This is a genomic window from Sphingomonas sp. IC-56, from assembly GCF_021043375.1.
Classification (GTDB): Bacteria; Pseudomonadota; Alphaproteobacteria; order Sphingomonadales; family Sphingomonadaceae; genus Sphingomonas.
In genome coordinates this window covers 1-26,933 of the sequence record NZ_JAJNDV010000016.1, presented here as the reverse complement: position 1 = coordinate 26,933, position 26,933 = coordinate 1, and the positions used below count along the sequence as shown (strand labels likewise).

At 64.7% G+C, this 26,933-nt stretch carries 27 protein-coding genes; 9 read left to right on the top strand and 18 right to left on the bottom strand.

The window, feature by feature from the left end; translation table 11 throughout:
* The 3 genes from LQ953_RS16290 to LQ953_RS16020 form a co-directional block, all read left to right on the top strand.
* Nucleotides 1-822 (top strand): DUF2243 domain-containing protein (locus LQ953_RS16290; protein WP_269141550.1); only part of this gene is annotated, 822 nt, incomplete at its 5' end.
* Nucleotides 823-998: 176 nt separating this feature from the next.
* Nucleotides 999-2,054, top strand: a complete 1,056-nt coding sequence (locus LQ953_RS16025) for a dsDNA nuclease domain-containing protein (RefSeq protein WP_231031994.1) — start codon at nt 999-1,001, stop codon at nt 2,052-2,054.
* Between the two features lie 57 nt (nt 2,055-2,111).
* Nucleotides 2,112-3,803, top strand: coding sequence for a hypothetical protein (locus LQ953_RS16020; protein WP_231031993.1), 1,692 nt, complete (start codon nt 2,112-2,114; stop codon nt 3,801-3,803).
* A 50-nt stretch (nt 3,804-3,853) separates the two neighbouring features.
* On the opposite strand, the gene LQ953_RS16015 is transcribed toward LQ953_RS16020, so the two are convergent.
* Nucleotides 3,854-4,696, bottom strand: a complete 843-nt coding sequence (locus LQ953_RS16015) for a metal-dependent hydrolase (RefSeq protein WP_231031992.1) — start codon at nt 4,694-4,696, stop codon at nt 3,854-3,856.
* Between the two features lie 51 nt (nt 4,697-4,747).
* Here LQ953_RS16015 and LQ953_RS16010 point away from each other — a divergent pair, with 51 nt between their 5' ends.
* Nucleotides 4,748-5,335, top strand: a complete 588-nt coding sequence (locus LQ953_RS16010; RefSeq protein ID WP_231031991.1) for a TetR/AcrR family transcriptional regulator — start codon at nt 4,748-4,750, stop codon at nt 5,333-5,335.
* A gap of 39 nt (nt 5,336-5,374) precedes the next feature.
* Here LQ953_RS16010 and LQ953_RS16005 read toward each other — a convergent pair whose 3' ends face one another.
* The 6 genes from LQ953_RS16005 to obgE form a co-directional block, all read right to left on the bottom strand.
* A complete protein-coding gene (locus LQ953_RS16005; protein ID WP_231031990.1) occupies nt 5,375-7,339 on the bottom strand; it encodes an ATP-binding protein in 1,965 nt (654 codons plus the stop codon).
* Between the two features lie 51 nt (nt 7,340-7,390).
* Complete coding sequence (gene spt, locus LQ953_RS16000; protein ID WP_231031997.1) at nt 7,391-8,581, bottom strand: serine palmitoyltransferase; 1,191 nt, start codon at nt 8,579-8,581, stop codon at nt 7,391-7,393.
* Between the two features lie 79 nt (nt 8,582-8,660).
* A complete protein-coding gene (locus LQ953_RS15995; RefSeq protein WP_231031989.1) occupies nt 8,661-8,903 on the bottom strand; it encodes an acyl carrier protein in 243 nt (80 codons plus the stop codon).
* 196 nt (nt 8,904-9,099) lie between these two features.
* The gene (locus LQ953_RS15990; RefSeq protein ID WP_231031988.1) at nt 9,100-10,005 is read right to left on the bottom strand and encodes an NAD-dependent epimerase/dehydratase family protein; all 906 of its coding nucleotides are present in this window, start codon (nt 10,003-10,005) and stop codon (nt 9,100-9,102) included.
* Nucleotides 10,006-10,207: 202 nt separating this feature from the next.
* Nucleotides 10,208-11,314: a glutamate 5-kinase gene (proB, locus tag LQ953_RS15985; RefSeq protein WP_231031987.1), complete on the bottom strand. Its 1,107-nt coding sequence runs from the start codon at nt 11,312-11,314 to the stop codon at nt 10,208-10,210.
* 49 nt (nt 11,315-11,363) lie between these two features.
* Complete coding sequence (obgE, locus tag LQ953_RS15980) at nt 11,364-12,413, bottom strand: GTPase ObgE (protein ID WP_231031986.1); 1,050 nt, start codon at nt 12,411-12,413, stop codon at nt 11,364-11,366.
* A gap of 159 nt (nt 12,414-12,572) precedes the next feature.
* On the opposite strand from obgE, the gene lptF reads away from it, so the two are divergent.
* Nucleotides 12,573-13,775, top strand: a complete 1,203-nt coding sequence (gene lptF, locus LQ953_RS15975) for an LPS export ABC transporter permease LptF (RefSeq protein ID WP_231031985.1) — start codon at nt 12,573-12,575, stop codon at nt 13,773-13,775.
* Nucleotides 13,772-14,863: an LPS export ABC transporter permease LptG gene (gene lptG, locus LQ953_RS15970; protein WP_231031984.1), complete on the top strand. Its 1,092-nt coding sequence runs from the start codon at nt 13,772-13,774 to the stop codon at nt 14,861-14,863. The genes lptF and lptG overlap by 4 nt, the downstream gene beginning before the upstream one ends.
* 207 nt (nt 14,864-15,070) lie before the next feature.
* Here lptG and LQ953_RS15965 read toward each other — a convergent pair whose 3' ends face one another.
* The 8 genes from LQ953_RS15965 to LQ953_RS15930 all read right to left on the bottom strand — a co-directional run bounded on the left by LQ953_RS15965 (nt 15,071) and on the right by LQ953_RS15930 (nt 22,751).
* A complete protein-coding gene (locus LQ953_RS15965; RefSeq protein ID WP_231031983.1) occupies nt 15,071-16,168 on the bottom strand; it encodes a fatty acid desaturase family protein in 1,098 nt (365 codons plus the stop codon).
* Nucleotides 16,169-16,309: 141 nt separating this feature from the next.
* Entirely contained in the window at nt 16,310-16,579 is a 270-nt protein-coding gene (locus LQ953_RS15960; RefSeq protein WP_231031982.1) for a hypothetical protein, read from the bottom strand.
* A gap of 197 nt (nt 16,580-16,776) precedes the next feature.
* On the bottom strand, nt 16,777-17,550 hold the full coding sequence (xth, locus tag LQ953_RS15955; protein WP_231031981.1) for an exodeoxyribonuclease III: 774 nt from the start codon (nt 17,548-17,550) through the stop codon (nt 16,777-16,779).
* 4 nt (nt 17,551-17,554) lie between these two features.
* Entirely contained in the window at nt 17,555-17,896 is a 342-nt protein-coding gene (erpA, locus tag LQ953_RS15950; RefSeq protein ID WP_231031980.1) for an iron-sulfur cluster insertion protein ErpA, read from the bottom strand.
* A 61-nt stretch (nt 17,897-17,957) separates the two neighbouring features.
* On the bottom strand, nt 17,958-18,671 hold the full coding sequence (locus LQ953_RS15945) for a M23 family metallopeptidase (RefSeq protein WP_231031979.1): 714 nt from the start codon (nt 18,669-18,671) through the stop codon (nt 17,958-17,960).
* A gap of 115 nt (nt 18,672-18,786) precedes the next feature.
* Nucleotides 18,787-19,584 carry a ferritin-like domain-containing protein gene (locus LQ953_RS15940; RefSeq protein ID WP_330999451.1) on the bottom strand — a complete coding sequence of 266 codons (798 nt, stop codon included), beginning with the start codon at nt 19,582-19,584 and terminating at the stop codon, nt 18,787-18,789.
* A complete protein-coding gene (locus tag LQ953_RS15935) occupies nt 19,581-20,054 on the bottom strand; it encodes a peroxiredoxin (RefSeq protein WP_231031978.1) in 474 nt (157 codons plus the stop codon). Before LQ953_RS15935 ends, LQ953_RS15940 begins: the two co-directional genes overlap by 4 nt.
* Before the next feature lie 12 nt (nt 20,055-20,066).
* Nucleotides 20,067-22,751 carry a bifunctional [glutamine synthetase] adenylyltransferase/[glutamine synthetase]-adenylyl-L-tyrosine phosphorylase gene (locus tag LQ953_RS15930; protein WP_231031995.1) on the bottom strand — a complete coding sequence of 895 codons (2,685 nt, stop codon included), beginning with the start codon at nt 22,749-22,751 and terminating at the stop codon, nt 20,067-20,069.
* Nucleotides 22,752-22,796: 45 nt separating this feature from the next.
* Between LQ953_RS15930 and LQ953_RS15925 the strand changes: the two genes are divergently transcribed.
* Complete coding sequence (locus LQ953_RS15925; RefSeq protein WP_231031977.1) at nt 22,797-23,009, top strand: hypothetical protein; 213 nt, start codon at nt 22,797-22,799, stop codon at nt 23,007-23,009.
* Nucleotides 23,010-23,047: 38 nt separating this feature from the next.
* On the opposite strand, the gene LQ953_RS15920 is transcribed toward LQ953_RS15925, so the two are convergent.
* From LQ953_RS15920 to LQ953_RS15910, 3 genes are all read right to left on the bottom strand, one after another.
* Nucleotides 23,048-23,686, bottom strand: a complete 639-nt coding sequence (locus tag LQ953_RS15920) for a sigma-70 family RNA polymerase sigma factor (protein WP_231031976.1) — start codon at nt 23,684-23,686, stop codon at nt 23,048-23,050.
* A 94-nt stretch (nt 23,687-23,780) separates the two neighbouring features.
* Nucleotides 23,781-23,918, bottom strand: coding sequence for a hypothetical protein (locus tag LQ953_RS15915; RefSeq protein WP_231031975.1), 138 nt, complete (start codon nt 23,916-23,918; stop codon nt 23,781-23,783).
* Nucleotides 23,919-24,001: 83 nt separating this feature from the next.
* Nucleotides 24,002-24,799 carry a response regulator gene (locus LQ953_RS15910; protein WP_231031974.1) on the bottom strand — a complete coding sequence of 266 codons (798 nt, stop codon included), beginning with the start codon at nt 24,797-24,799 and terminating at the stop codon, nt 24,002-24,004.
* Between the two features lie 273 nt (nt 24,800-25,072).
* Between LQ953_RS15910 and LQ953_RS15905 the strand changes: the two genes are divergently transcribed.
* A complete protein-coding gene (locus tag LQ953_RS15905; RefSeq protein ID WP_231031973.1) occupies nt 25,073-25,237 on the top strand; it encodes a NepR family anti-sigma factor in 165 nt (54 codons plus the stop codon).
* A gap of 10 nt (nt 25,238-25,247) precedes the next feature.
* Nucleotides 25,248-26,816, top strand: coding sequence for a sensor histidine kinase (locus tag LQ953_RS15900; RefSeq protein WP_231031972.1), 1,569 nt, complete (start codon nt 25,248-25,250; stop codon nt 26,814-26,816).
* Nucleotides 26,817-26,933: the final 117 nt, after the last annotated feature.

The following is a 26,933-nucleotide window of genomic DNA, read 5'->3' as shown; positions in this document are numbered from 1 at the left end:
ATGCCAGCCCCCTCCCCGCATGAAGCCCGCCCGTCCCCCAGGCGCGTCACCACCGCCGCCTTCGTCATCGGCCTGGCGCTCAGCGGCTTCTTCGACGGCATCCTGCTGCACCAGATACTGCAATGGCACCATTTCCTCAGCCTCGTCCCCGGCGAGCGCTTCCAGAACCTGCGCACCCAGGTGCTCGCCGACGGCCTGTTCCACGTCTTCGTCTATGCGCTGACGGCACTCGGCCTCTGGCTGCTCTGGCGCGCCCGCGCAGGGCTCGACCAGCCCGACGCGGCCCGGAAAGTCGCCGGCGGCACGCTGCTCGGCATCGGCGTCTGGAACCTCGTCGATGTCGGCGTCTTCCACTGGATCCTGGGCATCCACCGCATCCGGGTGAATGTGGAGAACCCGCTGCTCTACGATCTCGCCTGGTTCATCCTGCTCGGGGCAGTCATCGCTGCGATCGGCTGGGCAGTCCTCCGCCGGCCAGGCGACGGCGACGCCAACACCACCCCCACCAGCCGCGCCCCAGGCGGCCGCGCCGCAGCGCTGGCCGCCATCGCCGCCCTGCTGTTCAGCGCGCCGCTGGCCAGCCTCCCCTCCGACACCGGCAGCACCCTGGTGGTCTTCCGCCCCGGCACCAGCACAGGCGCGGCGATCAACACCGTCCTCGCCTCAGGCAGCAGCCTGGTCGCCCTCGACCCCAGCGGTCGCTTCGCCGTCGTCAAACTCCCCCAGCGCAGCGCCACCCTGTCCCTCTACCGCAGCGGCGCCCTGTTCGTGACAAGCTCGGCGGCGCTGGCGGGGTGTCTGGCGTTTGTGGAGCGGGGGTGAGGGGCGGCTCGCCCCAGTCTACGCGCTGCCGCTGAGCCGAACCACATTCAAGCCATTCTCCCGCGCTGTCTTGCGAGCACCTTTCCGAATACCGCACCTCGAAGGATGCTTTTGCTCACGACGTTGAGCACAGCCCGAAAGTGTGTAGTCTGCTCCCGATCAACCCGGGGGTCACGTTGCCGATCAAAGACACGTTGCTTACTGTTCCTCAACGTGAGGAGGGAGGCCGAACGGCATATGACCGCTTCGACTACCAGACCGCGTGGGGTCTATCCCGCCTACTGGAATTGCATGAGAGCGGGAATAACTACGCCGTCGCATTCGAATTCCATGACGACGTAGTTTCTCTTGATGATGCAGACGATCCCAGTAGCGCTACATTCTATCAGGTGAAGACCAAGGAATCAGGCAACTGGTCATTCGCTAAAATTACGAGCCGCGCCTCATCGAAGACCGGCAAAAAACCCTCATTTGCCGGCAAAATGTTTGATAACTTTATCCGCTTTGGTGCGACAGTCGAGAAGCTCGCCTTCGTTAGCAATCAACCTTTACCGGACGTGATTACGGTTCATGGCGAGAAAGAGTTCTCCGCTTCCGATAAGGAGAAATTACAGAAGTTCGTCGCCGCGCTGGCAGCAGAATCCCCAGAGTTCAAGGACAGCGAGCACACAAGCTTGTTCTTCTTCGTGTTTTCCGATCTGAATCTGAGCAGCTATGAAAACACCATCGTCGGGCGCATCGCCGAATTTCTAGAATCGGAGCTTGGATCTCATATACCTCCGAAACCTTTCGCACTCGCCTTGAATGACCACTGCCGCAGCCGATCCAAGTCGCTGGCGGACATCTCCAGCTTCGAGCAGCTAAGAGCGTCGAAATTCATCACGAAGGCCGACATGCTTAGGTGGCTATCTCAAGCACGTGAGCAGCACGAAAGTCGCCCCGAATGGGCCGCGGTTGCGAGCGAACTGAAGGCGCCTCTTCCAGACAAGGTGAAAATCGAGCGTTCTTGGCGCGCATACGAGATCCTGCTTCGCTCGCGGTCCAACGCTGCCACGATTGCCTTCACGGAGAAGGTGCGCTCGATCATCGATCCCGCATTAGAGACCGTTGCTGACTACGCCAGCCTCATTGCGGCGACTTCCGCAAGCGTAGCCCCCGTCGTTCGCGCTTGGCACGCCGGTGCGGACGAGCACTTTGTCAGTGCCGTCATTCTATATGAGCTCAAGCGATGAGCGACAATAGACATCGCCGCTATTCCTTGCTTGTCCGAAATCTCCGAAAGAAAAACGATGAAAAGACTGCGCTTCGAATCCTTGGAGCTGTTGTCACTTCGCGAGCGCAAAGCCCGAAATCTGGAATTCCATCATCGAATAACGGTGATAACCGGGACGAATGATGTAGGGAAATCTTCGGTTATAAAGAGCCTATACTGGGCTTTTGGTGCGACGCCGGCGGTGATTCACCCCACTTGGGCCAACGCCAATGTAAAAGCTCTCGTTACATTCACAGTTGACGGGACCCGATACAAAATCCTGCGAGATCACACCTCGATCGCCGTCTTCGACGAACATGATCGCCTTCTACTAACGACGAGCCAGATCACAAAAGACCTCGCGCCCTTTCTGGCAAGCCTTCTCAATTTCAAGCTCGTTCTAACAAACCGGCAGGGCGAGCCGGAGGTGCCGCCGCCAGCCTATGCTTTCCTGCCGTTCTACATTGATCAGGACAGCGGTTGGACAAAACCGCTCGACTCATTCTCGTACCTTACCCAGTACACTGATTTTCGAAAGGCGCTTTTAGAGTTCCATACTGGCATCCTTCCGAACGAGTACTACGAACTTGAAGCGGAAAAACGACGACTGCAGGTGGACCAGCGCCTTCTTGAGGCAGATCGACGTGTGATACAGAAGGCAGTCGAGCGTTTTAAGTTGGAGGTCAACTTCGATGGCCTAGAGCTCTCAATCGAGGGACATGAACAAGCTATTGAGCAACTACTTGAGCGCATTCAATCAGTTCGGACCTTGCGCCAAGTACGAGCTAAAGAACTGGCAGACGTCCTCGACGAGAGACTGCTGATTGAGCAGCAACTCCTGATAGTGAAGGCTTCGATCTTTGAACTAGAGAAGGATGCGACCTTCGCAGGCGAGCTTCCTGATGAGGTATTCTGCCCAACCTGCGGCACAAATCATCAGAATGATTTTGCAAACCGCTTCGGGATCGTAGAGGACCGTGAAGCCTGTTTTGAATTCTTCTCCCGAGCAAGGAGCAGAGTCGCGGAACTCACTGCAAAAGCCGTAAGAGCCGAAGCAGAATTGCGCTCGGCCGACCGAACCATCAGCGAGATTCAAACGGCCATCAATGTGAAAAAAGGAGATATCAGCCTATTCGAGGTCATAGAAAGTCGCGGTCGTCGCATAGCGTCTAATATGTTCGATGGGCAAATCGATCAGCTGAATCGGCAGATCGGAGAAATTCTAGGAATCATCAAAGATATAACGACCAATTTAGAAAATCTCAAAGATAAGAGCCGTCGCAATAAAATCGTGAGGTTCTACTCTGAATTCATGCTTAAGTACCTTGACCGCCTGGATGTGACGAACTTCAGCGGGGACGAAGTTATGAGAATTCCCGCGAGAATACGAGAGACAGGAAGCGATTTACCGCGCGCAATACTATCCTATTTTCTCGCCGTCCTTCAGACAATATCGCAATTTTCGTCTTCTATATTTTCGCCCATTGTTGTGGACAGCCCCAACCAGCAGGACCAAGATGACACTAACGTGGCGAAAATGATCGACCTAATTCTATCTGAACATCCACCTCAAGCGCAGGTTATTCTTGGAAGCGTGTCGCTCCATGGTCGGGTGGTTAGAGACGGCAAGATCATAGATCTGACGGAAAAGAAGTCCGTCCTTCGCGCTAGTGAGTTCGAAAGCGTCTCGGCATCTCTCCGGCCTCTTCTAAACAAGATGCTCGCCTGAACTCTTGTAAGAAGCATCGTCTGCACACATCGTGGCAATGGAATAGCGCCTCACCCCATCACAGCAGCGGCATACTCGCTATCAGCCTTGTTGATCAGCGCCCGGTCGTCATGGTTCCACGGGTGGAAGCCCGGCAGGAAGAACGCGAACCAGTGCCCCGCGACTTTCCGGGCCAGCCCCGGATTGCCGAACGCGTACCAGGCCAGCTTCGCCCACACGCGCGGGCCGGTCAGGCCGTCCTGGCGCAGCAGCTCCAAAATGCCGCGGCGGCGGCCGTCGAAGAAGCGCCAGGTGGTGATCAGCATCACGATCGACTTCACTCGCCAGCGCTGCCACCGGCTCCAGTCCTTCGTGGCGTGCATCCAGGTGTCGAACGCGACCCCCTTGTGCTCGATCTCCTCGATCGCGTGCCAGCGCCACATCGCCGCTGCCTCCGGCTCGGCGCCCTTCAGGTGGCGCGGATCGGCGAGCAGCGCGTGCGCCAGGATCGCCGTGAAATGCTCCAGGCACAACGTCGCGGCCAGGCTGCCGATCGGCGGGCGGTCCTTGGTCAGCGCCAGCTGTGCGTCGACATCGGCCTCCAGCGGGCGGATGTCATATCCCTGGTCGGTCACATGGCGGTTGAACGCCACATGCTCGCGGGTGTGGATCACTTCCTGCTTGATGAAGGCGTTGATCTCCGCCTCCAGCCGCGGCGGCGTGCCTGCGCGGAACTTCCGCACGCTGTCGATGAAGAAGCCCTCGCCCTTGGGGAACGTGACCGACAGCGCGTTGTAGAACGCCGTGGCGATGGGGTCGCCGTTCAGCCACCACCGCGCGCGCTCGACGCCCCGGCCAAAGCGCCGGTCGCGTGGCGTGATCGCCAGGTCCGCGGGAGTCTTTGCTTTCGGCACGGCTTTCCTCCACTACCATCCGGAAACATAAAGATAGTTCTACTTACATCGATGTCAATTACTCCACGCAGGCGGCTCTCTCCCGAAGCTTCGCGCGATGCCGCGCTGGAAGCCGCGCGCACGCTGTTGCTCGCCTCGGGGCCGCAGGCGGTGACGCTCAAGGCCGTGGCCGCGGCGGTCGGGCGCACGCATGCCAATCTGCTCCACCATTTCGGCTCGGCCGCCGGGCTGCAAAAGGCGCTGGCGGCGTGCATTGCAGAGCGCGTTACGGCGAAAATAGGCGCCGCGGTGCTGCGTGCGCGCGCCGAAACGCATGATCCGCGTGAGGTTGTGGACCTTACGTTCGATGCTTTCGACACCGAAGGCGCGGGCGCTTTGGCCAGCTGGATGATCCTGAATGGCAATCAGGACGCGCTCGATCCGATCCTTGAGGCGATCCACAACCTGGTCGATCACATCGCGCAAGGCCCTGATCTGGAAGCGATTTCCCTGCATGAGGAAACGCTGCAGCTGGTCCTCATGGCGCTGGGCGATGCGCTGCTCGGCGCCCCCATGGCCCGCGCCCTGGGCCTCGACCGCGACACCGCCCGCGCGATGGCCACGCGACGCCTAACCTATTCAATGCAAAAGAAAAACTGAATTCGGGCGACGGCGTTTTCCGCGTCTACCAGATAGTAGCTACTCCGCCGCAACCCGAGTCCCCCGACCCGCCTCCAGCTCCACCGCCTCATCCACCGCGCGCGCAAGTCCAGCCATCGTAAACGGCTTCCTAAGTACCGAACGTCCCGCAAAAATCTCCGCATCCACCTCCCCGGCAAATCCGGTAACGAACAGCACCGCCACCCCCTTGATCCGCTCGCCCAGCGCCGCGATCATCTCCGGCCCCGTCTGCGTCGGCATCAGCACGTCGGACAAAATCAAATCCAGCGCCGCCATCCCATCCACCGCTGCCGGCGCCTGCAACGGATCAGGACACGCGGTGACTCGGTGCCCCAGTTCCTCCAGCGCCCCCACCGTCGCGTTCAGCACGCGCGGATCGTCTTCCACCACCAGAATGTCGTACGCCCGCTCGGAACTCGCCACCGCGCTCGCCACCACTTCCTGGGCGGCTGTCACTGCACCAGCATGCCGCGGCAGGTACAGCGTCACCGTGGTGCCTTCACCCTCGCGCGAATCGAGCGAAATTTCGCCCCCGGATTGCCGCACAAAGCCAAAGATCTGGCTGAGCCCCAGCCCCGTACCCTTGCCGACCGGCTTGGTGGTGAAGAACGGCTCGAACACCCGCTCCATCACCCCAGGCGCCATACCGCAACCGGTGTCGCTGACTGCAAGCGTGACGAAGTCGCCCGCTACCCGCTCGCCGCCCTGCCCGATGGCGTGGTCGGACTGGCCGGTCGAGATCGTCAGCCGCCCGCGACCGTTCATCGCATCGCGCGCGTTCACTGCCAGGTTGAGGACTGCGTTCTCCAGCTGGTGCTTGTCGACGAACACGCGCCAGCCTTCGCTGCTGTCCTGCGTCTCCACAGCGATGGTGTCACCCAGCGTGCGGTCGAGCAGATCGGACATGCCGGCGATCAGCGACGCGGCCTCCACCGCTTCGGGCAGCAACGGCTCGGACCGGGAAAAGGCCAGCAGCCGCCGGGTCAGGGCGGCGGCACGGCTCGCGCCGTCCATGGCATTGTCGATATGCCGCCGCGCTTCCGCCGAAGAGGTATTCAGCTGCCGCCGCGCCATCTCAAGCCCGCCAAGCACAACGGCCAGCATGTTGTTGAAGTCGTGCGCGATGCCGCCGGTCAGTTGGCCCACCGCCTCCATCTTCTGTATCTGGCGGAGCTGCGCTTCTGCCTGCTCGCGCTCACGCGCTTCCTCGCGCAGCTGCGCCGTGGCCGAGGACACCGCTTCCTGAAGCTCAATTGCCCGCTGGCGCTCGGCATGCACTTCGGCATCGGCCGCTGCCTTCTCCCCCTGCGCCTGGATCGCCAGCCATCCGAGCAAAATCGCGCCCAGTACGATCAGCACGCCGAACAGCGTCAGGACACGGGACGCGTAGGTCGAGCTCTGGAGTAGGTCTGCCGCCGCTTCGGTGCGGTCCCGCAGCAGGATGCGCTCGGAGTCGACCACTTGCGCCAGCAGCGCCTCCAGCCTTGTTCGCGCCGGGCTCTGGCGAACGCGGTAGTAACTGCCCCAAGCGTCGTTGTGCCGCTTGTACGTGGAATAAAGAGCGGTTTCGTCGAGCTCCTTGCCCCGCGCCACGAAAGCGGCCTGGAGCGCGCGGATGCGTCCCTGTTGTCCAGGATTGTCGCCGGTCAGCTGCCGCAGCCGGAGCAACTGCTCGCCAGCCCTGCCCCAATAGCTCACATATTGCTGGCCCAGCTGCTTGTCGGCACTGACGACATAGCGGCCCAGCGCAGCCTCGGCAGAGGAGATCGCACCGGACAACTGATTCGTCCGCATGATCACTTCGAACGTGTGCTGCTGAAGCCGGATCGCCTCGTCGCGCTGCGCTTCGGTGCGATATTGGAGGAAGATCAGCGCAGTGAGCACGCCGATGCCGAGCAGTGCCAACGCACCGAGCAGCTTAAGCCGCCAGTTCGTGTCCCTGAGCCGTTGCTCGGTATCCATGGCCACCGCAGTGTCCGTCATGGCAACAGCTTAGGCCAGCCTGCGCAGCGTGAAAAGCGTAAGGGCCGATCCTTAGCCGATCACACCGACTGCCTGCCCCGCCGCGCGGAACATGCCCAGGATCCGCTCGATCTGCTCAGGCGTGTGCTCGGCGCAGAGCGAACAGCGCAACAGGAACGTGCCCGCCGGCGTCGCGGGCGGACGCGCCATGTTCACATACAGACCGTTGTCGAGCAGTGCCTGCCACATGACGACGGCCTGTTCCTGGTCCTCCAGGATCACCGCGATGATGGCGCTGTCCGGCGTTTCGGTGCCGAGGCGGAAGCCCATTTCCTTGAGGCCGCCATGCATGCGGCGGGCATTGTCCCACAGCCGCGCGCGCTTCTCATGCGCGGTCATCAGCTTGCGGATCGACGTGGCCGCAGTCGCCACGACCGAGGGCGGCAGCGACGCGGTGAAGATATACGGGCGGCAGGCAAGCCGGATCGCTTCGAATTTCGGGTGGCTTGAAATGCAGAAGCCACCCACGGTGCCGACCGACTTCGAGAAGGTGCCGACCACGAAGTCGACCTGATCCTCCAGCCCCTGATCCTCATACACGCCGCGGCCGTTGGGCCCGAAAAAGCCCATCGAGTGCGCTTCGTCGACCAGCACCATGCAGCCATGCTTCTTGGCGACGGCGACCATCTCCTTGAGCGGCGCGATGTCGCCGAGCATCGAATAGACGCCCTCCAACACCACCAGCTTGCCGGCTTCGGCGGGCAGGCGGCCGAGACGCTTATCGAGGTCGTTCACGTCGTTGTGGCGGAAGCGGACGATCTCGGCATTACCCTGCTTGCAGCCGTCATAGATCGAGGCGTGGCTGTCGGCATCCAGGATGACATACTCGCCCTTACCGGCAAGCGTGGAGATCATGCCCAAATTGGCCATGTAGCCGGTCGAGAACACGATCGCGCCCGACACGCCGTAGAAGTCGCGCAGCGCTTGCTCGACTTCCATATGGTCCTGGAAGGTGCCGTTGAGCATGCGGCTGCCATTGGTGCCCGATCCGAACTGGTCGAGCGCGGCATGACCGGCTGCGATGACATCTGCATCGAACGTCATGCCCATATAGTTATAGGTGCCGAGCAGGATCGTGTCCTTACCCTTGATCACCGCCTCGGTAGGCGACTTCACCTGCTCCATCACGATCGCGAACGGATCGGTCACGCCGCTGTCGAGCAGCGCCTGCCGCTCGGCGATCAGGCCGTCGAACTTGCTCATCAGGTCGCGCTCAGGCGCAACGGGGGCCGGGTTCTCGGGCAGCTTCTCGGGCGTGTCGATCGCGTCGGTCACAGTGCGCTCAGCCCTTCAGCTTCTGGACGGCATCGACCAACTGGCCGACGGTCTCGATCTCGGCCTGCATGTTCATCGTGATGATGATGTCGAACTCATCCTCGATCGCCGCCACGAAATCCATGACGGTGAGGCTGTCCCATTCAAGGTCGCCGGCGAAGGTGGTGCTGTCGGTCAGTTCGACGCCCTTCTTGTTGAACGGCTCGATCTGGGCTTTGACGGTCTCGAAGACGGATGCACGGTCGGTCATGGGGCGGGTCCTTAAAGCGATGGCTTGCGCGTGCCAAGCGAATGCGGCGAGCACGGGGCATTGCCGCGGCGGCACGCGCGGAAGTTTAGAAAAGTTTAGGCCAGACGCGTCGTTTCCAAGCGCATCAGATCGACAGGCTAGGCGACAGTGCTTCCGCGTTTCCAGTCAAGCCGTTCGAATCCTACATCGCAACCGCTTACAGCAGCCCTTGCTGACGGTACCACAGCGCAGTGTCGGCAAGGCCGATGGGTGTATGGACACTTGGCCGCCACAGATCGGCCGGCGGGCGGCGGCTTGAGTCGCTTACCCAGTCCTCGTGACAGAAATAGTCGACCCGGTCTGGCGTGAGCTTGGCCTGGCGGCCTCGGACCAGGCGGTCCAGATAAGCACCCGCCTTGAGCATCGGTCGCGGCAGCGCGAAAGCCGCGACGCGCTTACCGACCGCAGCGCCGATCGCAAGCGCGAAGTCGCGGTGGCTCCATCCTCCCTCGCGCCCGTCATCGGGATCGAGAATCTGCCGGCAGTCCGACGTGGTGGCGAGCGCCAGCAGCAGCCGGCCAAGGTCGCTCACTTCGATCAATGACAGGCGCCCGCCCGGCGGCAGCAAGGCGATGCCACGCTTTGCGAGCTGGAAAAGCTCCAGCATCTCCAGATCGCCGGGGCCGTAGATTGCAGGCGGACGGACAATGGTCCAGTCGAGGCCGGAGGCCTGGACGAGCACGTCGCCTTCCGCTTTGGACCAGCCATAGGTTGAAAGCTGCGGCTCGCGCGCGGCGAGCGAGGAGACATGGACGAAGCGGCGCACCCCTGCGCGCTTTGCAGCATCCAGCATATTGCGGGTGCCGTCGATATTGCCGGTGGCAAAGCCGGCGCGGTCGGGCGCGTTCACTACCCCGGCGACGTGGATCACGGCGTCGGCGCCAGCGGATAGTTCGGTGAGGGCGTCGGTGGTGCTTAGATCACCGCGTATCCAGGTCACGTTCTCGCGCGCAGGCTGATTGCGGCGGGTGAGCGCACGGACCTGATGGCCGGCCTTCAAAGCGAGTTCGATCAGGCGCGTGCCGACAAAGCCGGTGCCGCCGGTGATGGCAATCGTGGTCATTGGGTGATTTCACGCGAAGGCGCGAAGGCGCTGAGAGAAGAAGATTGAGGTTCGCGCGGAGGCGCGGAGGCGCCGAGGGTAGCGCACATCGCGCCTGCGGCCTTCCTCCCGCAACGCTCTCTAATCCGGCGATAGTATGAGGCGCGGCTTACGCCGCCGGCAGCAATGTCTCCGCGCCTCCGCGCCTCCGCGTGAGCCGTCTTCAAAGCAGGGCCATGTGGTTGCGATGGACCAAAGCCGAGCGCGGCGCATAGCCGAGCAGTTCAGCCTGTTCCTCGTTGCGGCGTCCGCAGATGCGCGCGGCTTCCTCGCTCGAATATTCGGACAAGCCCCGCGCGACCGGCCGCCCGTTGGGCCCCGCCACCACGACCAGATCGCCGCGCGCGAATTGGCCCTCGACACGGGCAACGCCCGCCGCAAGCAAGCTGCGCCCCTGCCCAAGCGCGCCCGCGGCCCCGGCATCGACATGCAGCGTGCCCCGCGCGGTAAGTCCGCCGGCGAGCCACGCCTTGCGCGCCGGCGCGGCGCGTTCGGCCACGAACAGGCTATGCTTTGCGTCGGCCGACAATGGGCGGTCAGCCTTGCCCGATGCGATGGCGAGATGCGCGCCCGCAGCATTGGCGATGCGCGCCGCCGCGATCTTGGACACCATGCCGCCCGACCCCATGCCGGACGTGGAGCCGCTATCCGCCATCGCCTCCACCATGCCGTCAATCCGCTCGATCCGCGCAATATGCTGTGCGCCGGGCAGCGCCGGGTTGCGATCATACAGGCCGTCAACATCGGAAAGCAGCACCACGCCCTGTGCCCCCGCCGCCTGCGCCACTCGGGCCGCCAGCCGGTCATTATCGCCGAACCGGATTTCCTCAGTGGCGACGCTGTCATTCTCGTTGAGGATCGGCACCACGCCCAAGTTGAGGAGCCGGTCCAGCGTCGCCGCCGCGTTCAGATAACGTCGGCGATCCTCAAGGTCGCCGAGCGTCAGCAGCATCTGCGCAGCGGTGATGCCCTGCGCGCCCAACACCTCGGCCCAAACCTGGCTGAGCGCGATCTGGCCCGTGGCGGCAGCGGCCTGCGCATCCTCAAGGCTGGCGCGCCCACCCTTGGGCAGCTTCAGCCGGCGCGCGCCCAGCGCAATCGCGCCGGATGAAACAATGGCGAGCTGCTGGCCCGCAGCAACGCGCTCAGCAATCGCGCCGGCGATCTGTTCCAGCCAGGTCCGGCGCACCTGCCCATCGGGATCGACAAGCAACGCCGACCCGATCTTCACGACGAGACGCGCGCAGGAGGCAGGCGGGAAGAGCGGCATGGGCGCGGACTTAGCGCCCCTTATCCTTCACGCAAAGGGCTGAACCCGCTCAAAGCGGCGACCACTCGATCGTGTCTTCGCCCTCGTCGTCGGCGCTTACCTTGGACGCTTCCGGGCCGATCGCTTCAAGAAGCTGGTCGAGCACCCAATCCACCCCGACGCCGCTGGCGCCGGAGATCGGGATCACCGGCGCGCCGCTTGCTTCTTCCAGTTCGGCCGACAAGGCGGCGATCAGTTCGTCGTCCAGCGTGTCGATCTTGTTGAGTGCGACGATAACCTTCTTGTCAGTCAGCCCGCCGCCGTAATTCTCCAGTTCGTCGCGAACCACGCGATAGCTTTCCGCGACATCGGCATCGTTCGCGTCGACCAAGTGCAGCAGCACTTGGCAGCGCTCGATATGCCCCAGGAACCGGTCGCCGATCCCGGCGCCTTCCGCCGCGCCGGCGATCAGGCCGGGAATATCCGCCACCACGAACTCGCGCTGCTTGTGCCGCACCACGCCAAGCTGCGGCCGGGTAGTGGTGAAGGCATATTCGCCGACCTTGGCCTGCGCATTGGTCACCTGGTTGATGAAGGTCGACTTGCCCGCATTGGGCAACCCGACCAGCCCAGCATCGGCAAGCAGCTTCAGGCGCAGCCACACCCAGGCCTCATCGCTCGGCCAGCCGGTGCCGTGCTGGCGCGGGGCGCGGTTGGTCGAGGTCTTGTAGCTGGCATTGCCCCGGCCGCCATCGCCGCCGCGCAGGAAGACGATGCGCTCGCCCACCTTGGTCAGGTCGGCGAGCAGCGTGCGCTCCTCGTCATCGGCCAGAACCTGGGTGCCGACCGGTACCTTGATCACCAGATCGTCGCCGCCCGCGCCCGTGCGGTTCGAGCCTGAGCCGCCATGCCCGCGCGGCGCGCGGAAATGCTGGGTGTAGCGGAAGTCGATCAGCGTGTTGAGACCCGCCACCGCTTCAAAGATGATGTCGCCGCCCTTGCCGCCATTGCCGCCGTCGGGCCCACCATATTCGATGAACTTTTCACGGCGGAAGCTGACGGCGCCCGGGCCGCCCGAACCGGAGCGGACGAAGATCTTGGCCTGATCGAGAAAATGCATGGGCTGTCATATAGAGCCTCACGCCCGTCCGTCACCCCATGCCGGCACAGCCTCGCACTTTGGGGGTGGCACGCTACGGAACCAGCGGTATAGGCTCTTGCTTTACACGAGCAGGCGGCGCGCCGGCGCCGAAACACAAGCAAGGCAGCCGCGAACCGCATGAATTCGATCGATCGCTACATGGCGCGGCTGATCGCGGTGCCGCTGATCGGAACCTTGCTCATCTCCGCGATGCTGCTGGTGCTGGACCGCATCCGGCGCTTGTTCGATTTCGTCGCCACCGAAGGTGGTCCTGTGAGCGTGGTGTGGCGGATGCTCGCCAATCTGCTTCCCGAATATCTCGGCCTCGGCATCCCCATCGGGCTGATGCTCGGCGTGCTGCTCGCCTTTCGCCGGCTGGCCACTTCATCGGAGCTCGACGTGCTGCGCGCAGTGGGTGTCAGCTACACCCGGCTGCTGCGCGTGCCTTACATGTTCGCGATCGGACTGGCGCTGCTGAACCTGGCGATCGTCGGCTATATCCAGCCCTGGGCCCGATATAACTACGAACAGCTTCGCTTCGAACTGCGCTCGGGCGCGCTGGGGGCCTCGATCAAGGTCGGCGAGTTCACGAACTTCGGCGACAAGATGACCCTGCGCATCGAAAGCAGCCAGGAGGGCGGGCGCGACCTGTCGGGCATCTTCGTGCAGATGACCACGCCCGATGGCCCGCTGGCGGTCACCGCGGAAAAGGGCCAGTTCTTCCGATCGGACGACCCGGACACGATCATCTTCGCGCTTACCAACGGCACGCTGATCCACCGCGACAAAAGCTCGCAAAAGCCGCGCGTGCTGACCTTCAGCACGCACAGCCTGCCGATCCCGCTGCCGAAGTACGAAGCGTTCCGCGCCCGCGGCGGCAAGAACCTGGAGCAGACGCTCCCCGAGCTGGTCCGCATCGGCAAGGACGATGGCCGCTCCGAGCAGGAGCGCGACACCAGCCGCGCGGCCTTCCACTTCCGCCTGGCCGAAGTGGTGTCGATGTTCCTGCTGCCGATGCTGGCGGCCGCACTCGGTATCCCGCCCAAGCGGTCGACTTCAGCCCTGGGCGTGTTCCTGTCGATCGTGGCGATCGTGACCTATCACAAGATCAATGAATATGGGCAGGCGATCGGCAGCCTGGGGCGCATCGATCCGATTATCGCCTTGTGGGTGCCATTCTCGATCTTCGCGGGCATGACGATCTGGATGTATTACACGCTGGCCTATGTGCCGGGTGGTCAGCCGATCGGCGCGCTGGAGAAGGCGATTTCCAAGGCGTGGGGAGCGCTCAAGCGGCGCCTGCCCGGCAAACGGCGCAAGACGCTGGAGATCCCGGCATGAGCGGCTTTTTCCCGTCGCGCACCATGTCGATCTACATGGGGCGCATGTTCCTGACGCGCACCTTCGCCATTCTCGCGGCGTTGGTGATCATCCTTCAGGCGCTCGACCTGCTTAGTGAGTCCGGCAAAATTCTGGCGGTGCCCGGCAATGGCAGCGACCAGGTGTGGCGCTATGTCGGGCTGCGCGTGCCCCAGATCGTCTCGACCTTTCTGCCCTTCTCGGTGCTGCTCGGCACCATCCTGACGCTGATCACGATGAACGCGAACAGCGAGGTCGTCGCACTCAAGGCCTCCGGCTTGTCGGCGCACCAGGTGCTGGCGCCGCTGCTGGTCACCGCGCTGGGCGTGGCGATCATCTCCTTCGCCTTCAATGAGCGCATCGTCGTGCGCGCCACCGGCACGCTGGAGCAGTGGAAGAAGGTCGAATATGGCCCCCTGCCCGTTGACCGCGGCGATCGCGCCAATGTGTGGGTCCGCTACGGCGACAATCTGATGCAGGTCACCCAGGTTAAGGGCAAGGGCGACGCCGTCCAGCTCCACGGCATCAAGGTCTATGAGCGTGAGGGCCGCAGGCTCCGCTCGGTACTGGTCGCCGACCGCGGCGTGCGCGACGGCGAAGGCTGGCGCGTCGATGATGCGCGGCGCTTCAACGTCGATACCGGCGAGACCGAGACGGTGGGCACACTGCGCATTGCCAACGACATCCGCCCCGACCAGTTCACGCTGCAGCAGGTCGATGCCGAAAGCTTACCCTTCGCGCAGCTGAAGGACGCGATCGACGACCTCAAGCTTGCTGGCCGCCCGACCAAGGCGCTTGAGGGCGCGCTGTGGCACAAGCTGTCCGGCCCGCTGTCCGCGATCCTGATGCCGCTGCTGGGCGCCGTCGCTGCGTTCGGCATCGCCCGCTCGGGCAAGCTGTTCGTGCGCGCGGTGATCGGCATGGCGCTGGGCTTCCTGTATTTCGTCGCCGACAACTTTGCGTTGTCGATGGGCAATCTCGGTGCCTACCCGCCCTTCCTCGCTGCCTGGGCGCCCTTCCTGCTGTTCGCGCTGATCGGCGAATTGGTGCTCCTCCGCACCGAGGAGTAGGTCAGCCTGACGTCGTTTCCCCTCCCTGCAAGGGAGGGGTCAGGGGTGAGTTTAGGAAAGGCCGGGCTCGATGCCCGGCCTTTTGCCTTTCTCCCCGATCCGCTGGTTGAGCTCGCTGCGCCCGCACCAGCAACAGGTCTGGCTCCCGAATAAAAAAGGGCCGGCCCGTGAGGGCCGACCCTTTCTGCAAACTAAACCAGCAAAAGCTTAGCGGCGAACACCCATGGTGCTCGCGGCCAGGCGGCCGACCAGGCCGGGCAAACCGGCATAGCTCGCCTTGTGGTACAGCGAGTTCGCTTCCAGCACCGAGCTCAGCCGGCGATGGGCGGCACCCAGATTGTGGTACGGCACGCTCGGCAGCAGGTGGTGGAGCGCATGGTAGCGCAGCCCCACCGGCGCCCACAGCGCGGGCAGCATCGCGGGCGGCGGCACGTTGACGCTGTCGAGATACTGGGCGGTCACGGTCATCGCCTCGCCTTCGTTCTCCCACAGATGCGCGACCAGCGTGCGGACCTGGTTGATTAGCGTAATGCCGGCGACGACAACCAGGAACACGGCAAAGGCGTGCAGCGGGATGATACCGGTCGCGGCCATGGTCAGCAGGGCGATTGCCCACACGCTGGTGGACGCTTCCTGGATCAGCATGTGCGTGCGGGCCTCGCCCTCGGGCGCGCGGCGGCGGAACGCCGGGTTGATGACGAGGCCCGAATAGCGCTCGATCAGCACCTTGCGCAGGCCCGGCACCACCAGCGACAGCGGCGTCAGCACCGCATAGCGCAGCAACAGGCCGACCGGCGCCAGCAGCGCGACCAGCACGAACAGAGGCAGCGTGTACGGCTTCATCAGTGCGAGCGGCAGATATTCGGGATCGTCCACCGTGCCATAGCGCGTGCGGGCATGGTGCAGGTTGTGCACGCCTTCATACATGAAGGACGGCACCATCAGCGGCACGCCGACCAGCAGGTTCCACCCCAGGCGGAACCCCGGCACGGCGCTGTGCTTCATGTGGCTTATTTCGTGGATGAACATCGCTGCGCGGTACAGCGCCAGCATCGACACTACGCCCGCGGCGATCATAAGCCCGGTCGAGGACGCAGTAGCGGCCACGAAGAGCGCGCCATAGCCAAGCACGGCCGAGACGGTCAGGTCGCCCCAGAAGATAGCCGGGTTCGGCCGGTGCAGGTCGCGTGCGACCTCGGCGGCGGCACGCAGCAGCGCCTTGTCGTCCGCCACGCGCGAGCCCGTGCGGGAGGCCGCAGCAGGTGCAGCGGTGTCGCGCAGATTCAAAGCCAAAGAACTGTTCATAGCCGTGCCCATTGCACGGAGATAGTGGCTATATGTTGGCACTTTAAGGGGGCCGCCGGCAGCATGGGGAAACCCTGTGTTTCCTATGCAACACGCCGGAGCGGCACCCGCTGCCGTGCGGGCGCCGCCGGGCCGAACAGCTTACTTCTTCGCAGCGAGCGGGTCGAACCCGTCACGTGCGATCCAGTCGTCGCGCGTACGGCATTGCTTACGGGGCACCCGCGATCCGGTGAACGCCTCGACCACACAATATTTCGTCTCGGGCGACGCTTTGGCAGCTGCCACTCGCGCGCTGGCCGTCGGCGCCTTGCCTGGATCCACTGGCGTAGCAAACGCAGCCGTAGCGCCCAAGCTCAGAGCAGCGGCGAGCAGGGCGGCGCCACTGCGGATGGTGATGTGCGTGGTGGTCATGTCCGAATTCCTCACATCGCAGAACCGACAAGCATGCGCGCTTGTCACATTTGCTAGTGCATTACTCGTGCCAAACACCCCATCTTAACTAAAACAAACACTTACGCTGAAGCGCCCATCAGGGAGCTGCCATACTAAAGCAACACACACCAAGGTTTGGCATCTCGCACCGGTCCCGCCCGGGCTTGCTCAACCCGTCAGCGCAAACTCACCCAGGTCGGCGCATGGTCGCTCGCCTTCTCGCGCCCGCGATATTCCTTGTCGACGCCCGCGCCGGTGAGCCGGTCCGCCGCCTGCGGGCTCAGCAACAGGTGATCGATGCGGAACCCTGCGTCACGTTGCCAGCAGCCCGCCTGATAGTCCCAAAAGGTCCACACCCCGCCGCGCGGATGGCGCGTGCGCAACGCGTCGGTCCACCCCTGCGCCAGCAGCGCGCGATAGCGCTGCCGCGACTCCGGCTGCATCAGCGCGTCGTTCGCCATTGCTGGCACCGAAAAGCTGTCATCGTCATTGGGGATGACGTTGTAATCCCCGGCCAGCACCACCGGCCGCTCTTCGGCCAGCAACGCCCGCGCACGCTCGGCGAGCCGATCCATCCAGCGCAGCTTGTAGTCGAACTTGGGCCCAGGCTGCGGATTGCCATTGGGCAGGTAGATCGACGCGACGATCAAGTCGCCGACTTCGGCCTCCAGATAGCGGCTATGCGCATCCTCCGCCTCGCCGGCCAGGCCCCGCTGCCGCTCGATCGGCTGCGCGTCGCGGGCGAGCACGGCGACGCCGTTGAACCCCTTCTGCCCGTGCCACAGCGCGCCATAGCCCGCCGCCTCGATGTCCTTGACCGGCAGCGTCTCGTCGGCGCCCTTCAGCTCCTGAAGGCAGACAATGTCGGGCTTCTGCTCGTTCAGATACTCGACCAGCCGCTCCAGCCGCGCCTTGATCCCGTTGACGTTGTAGGTGACGATCTTGGGCACGCGATCAGACCGAGAAGCTGGTGCCGCAGCCGCAGCCCGAGGCCGCGTTCGGATTGGTCACGGCGAAGTGCGCGCCGCCCAGATTGTCGATAAAATCCACCTGCGCGCCCCGCACCAGATCGAGGCTGACTGAGTCCACGACCAGCTTCACGCCATCGGTTTCGGCGATCATGTCGTCCGCCTCGACGGCCTCGGCCAGGCCGAAGCGGTACTGGAAGCCGGAGCACCCGCCCCCTTCCACCGACAGGCGCAAAATGGCGGGCTTGGCCTGCTTGGCCGAGATCGCCGCCACACGGGCGGCAGCGGCGGCGGACAGGGATACGTCAGGTTGGAGAAGCGTGGCCATGGGGCCGAGATAGGGAAGCGCGGCGCCTCAGGCAATGCGCCGCAGCGCCGCTGCGCCGGACTTACTGGGTCGGGCCGCCGACGCCGCCCTGCGACTGCACCGTGGCGACATATTCGCCGCTCTGGAGGAACGGCACCGGGTTCACCGCGCGGCCGTCCATGCGCACTTCGTAATGCAGGTGGCTGCCGGTCGAACGGCCGGTGGAACCCATCAGGCCGATCATCTGGCCACGGTGCACCTTGGTGTTGTCGCCGACCAGGATCTTGGAAAGGTGACCGTAGCGGGTCTCGAGACCGCGACCATGGTTGATCTGGACCAGGTTGCCGTAGCCGCCCTGGCGGCCGGCATGCGACACCACGCCATCGGCGGTCGCATAGATCGGCGTGCCGACCGCGCCGGGGATGTCCACCCCGGCATGCATCGCCGCGGTGCCACGGAACGGGTCGGAACGCACACCGTACTGCGAGGTGAAGATCAGCTTGTCGACCGGCTGCATCGAAGGAACCGCGATCACCGTCGGCTCGGCGCCGTCCATCTTCTTCCAGCTGTCGAACAGGCTGCGGAACTGCGCATCGGCATTCTCGCCGGTGGCGGCAGAAGCTGCGTCGCTCGAGGCCGCGGAAGCAGTGGCAAGCGGCACATCGGCCGCCTGGGCAGCAGCGGTCAAGAAAGTCGCGGCGACGACGCCTGCGATTGCCGTCTGGCTGCCCTTGATCACGAAAGCGCGGAACCGGTTAGCGAGGTCCGCATTGATGCTGTTCGACGCTGTTGCCATGTAACCCCGGTCATCTGGAAACGGCGCACCGACGCAAACCGGTGCTCCGCTTCAGCCAATCAGATGTCCTCGCAAACCCCTCCGCTCGGACGTGCAGTCTGCATGCACAGACGAGTCATTGATCGGCAAGGGGCCCATAATAATCCCGCGTCAAACCGGCTGAGTCGCGCGCCGAAGCGTTGAACGGCCCTTTGATCAGCCCACGAAAGTGCGTGCGTACAAGATCTTGCCAGGTCGTTTCGGGCGCGAGCCCCTCCTCGCGACAGGCTGATTCGAACCACACGGTACCGGCACGGACATGGCGCACTTCGTCGCTCAGGATGCGCTGAAGGATGCGCCGGGTCGGCAGGTCGCCCGCATCGGAAAAGCGGTCGATGGTCGCCGGCGTAACGTCCAGCCCGCGCGCTTCCAGCACCATGGGAACCACCGCCAGCCGGGCCTTGCGGTCACGCGCGGTGGCGGCGGCGGCGTCCCACAACCCGTCATGCGCGGGCAAGGCGCCATAATGGCTGCCCAGCTGCCGCAGCCGCCGGTCGAGCAATGCGAAGTGCATCGCCTCATCGGCACCCACCGCCATCCAGTCGTCAGTGAAGCCGCGCGGAAACTGCCCGCCGAAACGCCCGACCGCATCGAACGCCAGGTCGATCGCCGAAAACTCGATATGCGCCAGCGCGTGGATCAGCGCGGCGCGCCCGCGCTCCGATCCGCCCTTGCCGCGCTTGGGCATGCGGTTGGGGGGCAGCAGCTCGGGCGTCTCGGGGCGCGCCGGCCGCTCGGGCATTTGCACATCGAATTCGAACGCCAGTCGCCCCAGCCGCCAGTCGCGCGCAGCCTGCCGCGCGGCCATCACCTTTTCGCGCGGATCGGCGGCAGTGAGAACCCGGCGGACCGCCTGGGCAACCGTGGCAGTCACGCCGCCGCCAGCGCCTTCACCGCGTCGAGCACCTGTTCGGCATGGCCCGCCACCTTCACCTTGCGCCAGGCGCGGTGCAGCGTCCCGTCCGCGGCAAACAGAAAGGTCGACCGCTCCACGCCCATGTATCGCCGGCCATACAGCTGCTTCTCGCCCCAGACGCCGAACGCCTCCATCACCGTTGCGTCGGGATCGGTCGCGAGCGGCACGGTGAGGTCATATTTGGCGGCAAACTTGGCGTGATTCTCGGCGCTATCGCGCGACACGCCGAGCAGCCGCGCGCCCGCGGCTTCGAACGCCGGCAGCAGCGCGGAAAAGTCCTGCGCCTCGCGCGTGCAGCCGCTCGTGTCGTCCTTGGGATAGAAATACAGCACCAGCGGAGCGCCAATGAAATGGGCAAGCGCGATCGTCTCGCCACCCGCGCCTTGCAGCGTCAGTGCCGGAATCGTGTCGCCCGGTTCGAGTGCCATGAACAGTCTCCGTCAGCCGGCGCGGACCTGCGCCCAACAGGCGGCGACCTCCTGCCGGGTGCGTTCGAACGATTCAACCACTTCGTTCCAGTCGCCAAGACCCAGCGCACGCGCGATCAGCGCCTGAGTCGCCTGGCCCGGCGGCTGCGCATCGGGCGCCACCAGCCGCAGCACCACCAGCAATCGCCCGAGCAGGTCATAGGCCGGCAGCATCGTCGGCGGCAGCAATCCCTGATCGACCAGTTGCGTGATCGCCGGGCGAAGCTGCGGCACGAAGGCGGTGCGATGACTCAGCTGCAGGACGTGCACCGCGAACTCCAGGTCGACGAGCCCGCCATCCAGCAGCTTGGCGTCGAGCGGCCCCGCTGCTGGTTTGTGCGCGGCCATGTCGGCGCGCATCTTGGCCGCCTCTTGCGCAATGGCGCGCTGCGGGCGCGCACCTTCCAGTACCGCCGTCACGCTCGCCTGCACGGCTGCGCGAGCCGCGCTCGAACCGAACACCGGCCGCGCCCGCGTCAGCGCCATGTGCTCCCATGTCCAGGCGTCCTTGCACTGATATTGCGTAAAGCCATCCAGCGACACCGCCAGCGGCCCCTGCGCCCCGGAAGGACGCAACCGGGTGTCCACCTCATACAAGGGTCCAGCAGCCGTCGGGACCGACAGCGCCGCCGTCACCCGCTGCGCCAATCGGTTGTAATAAGTCACCGCCCCGAGAGGCTTGGGCCCGTCGGACTCGGCGGCATAGTCGCCGGTAAACAGGTAGATCAGGTCGAGATCGGAGGCATGGGTGAGCGCCTGCCCGCCCATCCGGCCCAGTGCCAGGATCACCAACTCGCTACCCGGCACGCGGCCATGCGCGCGGGCGAACTCCTCGACCGCCGCGCCGGCCAGCACCTCGATCGCCGCCTCGGCAACGCGCGCATAGCCCGCCGACACCTTCAGCGGATCGCTCGCCCCAGCGATGATCTGCGCGCCGAGCGCGAACCGCTTTTCGTTCACCAGGCGCCGGACATGCTCGAGCTGCCACTGGTAATCGGCCCCACGCTCGCGCGCCGACATCTGGCCCGCCAGCGTCGCGATATCGGGCATCGGCTCCAGCGCGCTGGCATCGATCAGCCCGTCGAGCAGTTCGGCACGACGCCCCAGTTGCTCGGCAAGCGTCGGCGCGTGGCACAGGATGCTGCTCAGCAGCCGTGTCAGCGCCGGCTGCGCCTCCAACAGGCGGAAGAAGTTGATCGCGCTCGGCAATCGCGACAGCATCGCGTCGAACCGCGTGATCGCGTGCAGGCTGTCGGGTGCCTGGCTGAACGCCTCCAGCAATCCGGGCAGCAGCGCCTCAAGCGCATCGCGCGCCGGCCCGCTGCGCAGCGCCGGATAGGTCCCGGCCCGCCACCCCTCGACGATCCGCGCCGCGCGCTCGGGCTGGTCGAATTCCGACTTCGACAGCCAGCGCGTCAGCGTTTCGGACGTGCCCGGCACATGCGAACTCTCCTCGCCTGCCAGCGAGTCATAAATGCCGCCCACCCGCACCACATGCGGGTGCAGCAGCGCCAGCAACGCCGCCCCGTCCGCCTCCCCGTGCAACCGCGCGACGTTGTCGAGCGCCGCCCCTGCCGCGGGCAGCGAATGCGTCTGGAGATCATCGACCATCTGCAACCGGTGCTCGATCGTGCGGAACGTCACATAGGCTTGGTCCAGCGCCGCCGCCTCCGCGCCATCGATCCTGCCGGCCGCGGCCAGCGCCGCCAGTGCGTCGCGCGTTGCCGGCACTCGCAATGCAGGCTCGCGCCCGCCATGGATCAGCTGGTGGATCTGGGCGAAGAACTCCACTTCACGGATGCCGCCGCGCCCGCGCTTCAGGTCATATCCCGGCCCGAACGCCTGCGCCTGCGAATAATGATCGCGGATCCGGCGCGAGATGTCGCGAATTTCGCGGATGGTCCCGAAATCCAGCGCGCGCCGCCACACGAATGGGCGGATCGCCTCCAGAAACCGGCTGCCCAGCGCCACATCGCCGGCGCAGGCCCGCGCGCGGATGAACGCCGCCCGCTCCCAGGGCAGTGCCTGCGATTCATAGTAGGAGATCGCCGCATCCACCGGCAGCGCGATCGGCGTCGCTTCGGGCGAGGGCCGCAGCCGCAGGTCGACGCGCAGCACATAGCCATCGGGATCGCGCGCCTGGAGCAGTTCCACCACCCGCCGCCCGATCCGCACCGCCGCCTCTCCCGGCTCCTCGCGCGCCTTGCGCGGCAGCGTCTCGGGATCGAAGATCAGCAGGGGGTCGATATCGGAAGAATAATTGAGCTCGCCACTGCCCTGCTTGCCCAGCGCAATCGCCGCAAAGCCGCGCGGCGCCTGGTCGGGCGTGCGCTCCAATATCGCCGCCCGGATCGCCCGGTCGAGCGCGTCGTCGGCAAAGCCAGTGAGAAAGCCCGTGACCGCCCCGAAATCATAGCGCCCGGTCAGGTCGCCCAGCGCGACCAGCATCGCCAGCCGGCGCCGCTCACAGCGCAGCCGCCGCCCGACGCCCATCTCGCCTTCGATGGCCCGCGCCGCTGCCAGCGGATCGGCCAGCGCATGCTCCAGATCCTCGACAAGCGGCGCCTCGCGATCGAGCAGCGTCGTCAGAAAGGGCGAATGATCACGCACCCGGCGAAGAACACCGGACAGGTCGAGTGAAGAAGCGGCAATGGTCATGTTGCGACAGAGCCGAAACAAGCTTCGCTCTTTGTCAAGCAACAAATGCGCAACAAGCTCGTTTTATCGCCCATGACCAGCTCGCAGAACCTTCCCGCCAAAGCGAAAGGCACCGCCTATCAGGTGGAACGCCCCCGCATCAGCGACGCTGTGGGCTCGGCACTGCATCAGGCCTATGCCGGCACCGTGGACGTTCCGGAAGAAATGGCACGCCTGCTCCACGTGCTCGGCCGCCATGCCTGGACCCGCACGCACTAAGCGCAGAAATTTGTGGTCGCTCCCAGGCGGGATGGACCTCAGCGATCGCGGCTGAGGTCGTCCACTTCGCCCATGATGGTGTCGAGCGCGCTCTTGCCCTGCGGATTGGCGAGCTGTTCGCGGCGCGAAGGCAACTGCCCTTCGGTCAGCAGCGACTCCAGCGCCACCCGGCCACGCGCCACGCGGCTCTTGATCGTGCCGACGGCCACATTGCAGATCTCAGCCGCTTCCTCATAGGCGAAGCCGCCCGCGCCGACCAGGATCAGCGCTTCGCGCTGCGGCTGAGGCAGGTGGAGCAGCGCCCGCTGCATGTCCGAAAGCTCGACATGGCGATCCTGGCTGGCCGGCGCGGCGAGCAGCCGGTCGGCGACCAGATCGTCCCACTCGCCCTTGAAGCGCGCACGGCGCATTTGCGACAGGTACAGGTTGCGCAGGATGATAAAGGTCCAGGCACGCATATTGGTGCCGGCCTGGAAGCGCTTGCGCGCCGCCCACGCCTTGAGCAGCGTTTCCTGGACCAGATCATCAGCCAGGTCGCGGCTGCCCGACAGCGAACGGCCAAACGCGCGCAGGTGCGGAATTACGGTAGCCAGCTGCTTCTTGAACTCGGGATCCGACAGCGAAACGTGCTCGCGCGGCGCGTCCGATTGATCGCCGGGAAGTTCGGTCTCAGTCATTCGATCCCGTTCAGGTACGCGGGCCGGGCATCGGCCACTATTGGAGATAGGCTGCACGTCGGTGATTGCCAGCATTTTCCGGCGGTTCCTCCGGTCAGGACCAGATAATGATCCCGAACGCGACGATCACGAGCAACAATCCGATGCCCAACACATACCGCGTCATGTGCGGCGTGGACCCGGCGCGGGCCCGGTCGGTGGTCACATGGATGGGTTCTTCATTCTCAGCCATGCCACGTCAAACCACCGACAACCGTTTTGGGTCCGTATCAGATGGAACCCTGTGCGATTTTTTCAGACCCGCGTGTCAGCCCTTCAGGCCGGAACGGTCGCTTCGTCGAAGAACAGCGCCTGGCTGATCGTCGTTTTCACCGTTTCGCGCTGGAACGGCTTGGTGATGAGGAAGGTCGGCTCGGGGCGCTCGCCCGTCAGCAGACGCTCGGGGAAGGCCGTAATGAAGATCACCGGCACGTTGAACTCGGCCAGGATGTCCTTGACCGCGTCGATGCCCGAGCTGTCATCAGCCAGCTGGATGTCGGCGAGCACCAGGCCCGGACGGTCCTCCATCGCCAGTGCCACCGCTTCGTCGCGGGTCACGGCGACGCCCGTCACGTCATGGCCCAGATCGCGCACGATCTGTTCCAGGTCCATGGCGATCAGCGGCTCGTCCTCGATGATCATCACCCGCGTGCGGGTCTGGCGCTCGATCTCGGCCACCGCCTCGCTGACCAGCGTGGAAACCGCCTCGGGGCTCTCCTCGATCAGATAGCCGGCATCCTCGATGCTGAAGCCTTCCACCGTGGTGAGCAGCAGCGCCTGGCGCGACAGCGGGGTCAGCCGGGCGAGCCGCTTGCGGGCGATCGCCTCGGCCTCGTTCGACTGTTCATCATACAGCTCGTCTTCTTCGAGATGCGTAGACTGCCAGATCGCCTGAAACGTACGATACAGGCCCAGGCGCGGATGCACGTCCCGCGGAAACTGGTCGGGGGCGGCCACGATCGCCTCCAGAGCGGCACGGACGTACCGGTCGCCTTCCGCCTGACTTCCGGTAAGGGCGCGGGCATAGCGCCGCAGCAGGGGAAGATGGGGCGCGAGTTGCTGTCCAAGCGACATAAGCGACGAATTCTCCTTCGAGTGCGCGGGCCGTCTTAGTCGTCCCCGAACGCACATATTGCAACAGATACTCCCGTCCGAAGGAGCCCCTCCCCGGATTTCGCATCGGGTGTGGAACAATCGATCCGCTATTTGGTTTCATCGCCCAAGCCGGGTGGTGCCTAAACACCGCACGTGCGCTTGCGCCCATGCTTCACGGCATAAACGGGCGCTTGTGATTTTGGTCGTTGGTTCATAGTCCGAGCTCGAATTCGGGCCCGCAGGGGGAAGTTGGTGCGTTCCGCGAAAGACGAAACGAAAAAGGCGCCCAAGGGTACAGGCAAGGACACCGGCAAGCCGAGCCGCGATGTCGGCAACGCGTTGCGGCAGGCCTATGACGATGCCGTAAGCGAAGCGGTGCCCGACGATCTTCTCGACCTGCTTAAAAAGCTCGATTAGTTAACCCCCTATGACAACAGTGGATCAGGCGTCGCGACCCACGGGCATCGCGGCGGCGCTGGCGCGTATGCCAACGGGTGCCAAAGTTTTCCTGATCCTTCTGGGGGCGCTGTTCCCCCTGGCGCTGATTGCCGCGCTCACTACCGTGCAGACCACCCGCGCCGCCGACAGCGAAGCGCGCCGCCGGCTCGAAGCGCTGGCGCAGGACAGTTCGGCCGTTCTCGAAAATGTGCTGGCCAACCATGTCAGCCAGATGAGCCAGGCGCTCGCCGCGCTTGAACAAAATCCCCAGGACGCGCCCAGCTGCACGCGGCTGGTCGGCACCTTCGCGGCACAAGCCGGCGCCCGTTTCAATGTCAGCGACGCCAACGGACGCACCTTATGCGGGCAGCGCATGACGCTCAGCGGCAGCGTCGCCCCCAAACCGTTCGAAGTGCGCGCGTCGTTCACCCCCACCGGGCTGGTGCTGCGCATCGGTGGCAGTGCGGGCGCCTCCGCCACCGCCTCCTATCCCACTGCCAGCCTGGGTGCGCTGGTCCGCCCCAGCGGCTTCGTGCCCGAATATGGCGCCTGGCTGACGCGGGGCGAAGAGCGGCTCGAACTGCGCAAGCTCGACCGCCAGGGCGCATTGGGCCGCAGCGACCGAGTCGAAACTTCCCTCTCGGTGGGCGAGCTGGCGTTGGAAATGGCCACGCCGGCCGCGTCGATCACCTCGCCGCTGATGGTCACCACTGCGCTTCTGGTGTTGATGTGGATCGCCGCCGCGATGATCGGCTGGTTCGTGGTCGACCGCTTGCTGATCCGCCCCCTGCGGCGGCTGCGCACCGGCGTCGGCAACTACAAACCGGGCGAGGTGATGGACATGAAGCGCCTGGGCAGCCTGCCCGCCCAGGAGATCCGTGATCTCGGCGAAACCTTCCGCCAGATCACCCAGACCGTGCAGGTGCACGAAACCGATCTGGCCGAAGGGCTAGTGCGGCAGACGCGGCTTACCCGCGAAGTGCATCACCGCGTGAAGAACAACCTCCAGGTCATCGCCAGCCTGATCAACTTCCACGCCCGCAGTGCCAAGAGCGCGGAAGCGACCGAGGCCTATGCCTCGATTCAGCGCCGCGTGGATGCGCTCGCCGTGGTCCATCGCCACCATTATGCCGAGATGGAGGAAAATCGCGGGCTCGATCTGCGCGCGGTGGTGGGCGAGCTTGCCGCCAATATTCGCGCTACCGCCCCGGAGCGCGCCGCTAGCCTGGGCATCACGCTCGAAATCGAGCCGCTGCTCGCGAACCAGGATGTGGCGATCGCCATCGCCTTCCTGATCACCGAACTGGTCGAGCTCGCCATGAGCTGCAATCCCGCCGCGCAGATCCGCATCACCATGAAGGGCAATGAAGCGGGCGACCGCGCCACCATGCGCGTCAGCTCCCCTGCCCTGGTCGAAGGCCCGGCGATGGAAGCCCTGATCGACGGGCGCTACGGCCGCATCATCGCCGGCCTTGCGCGCCAGTTGCGCACCAAGCTGCATCACGATCCGCTGATCGGCGCGTACGAGGCGGAAATCGCGATCACCGGACGTGCGTGAAAAAATAGCGAGAAAAAGCGGATTGGCGCGGAACCCCTTCGCCTCAGCCTCGTTTCTACATTCGGATAGCGACCTTTTGCCCCCCCGCTCTCGCTATCCAAGACATGGGCCCGGAAC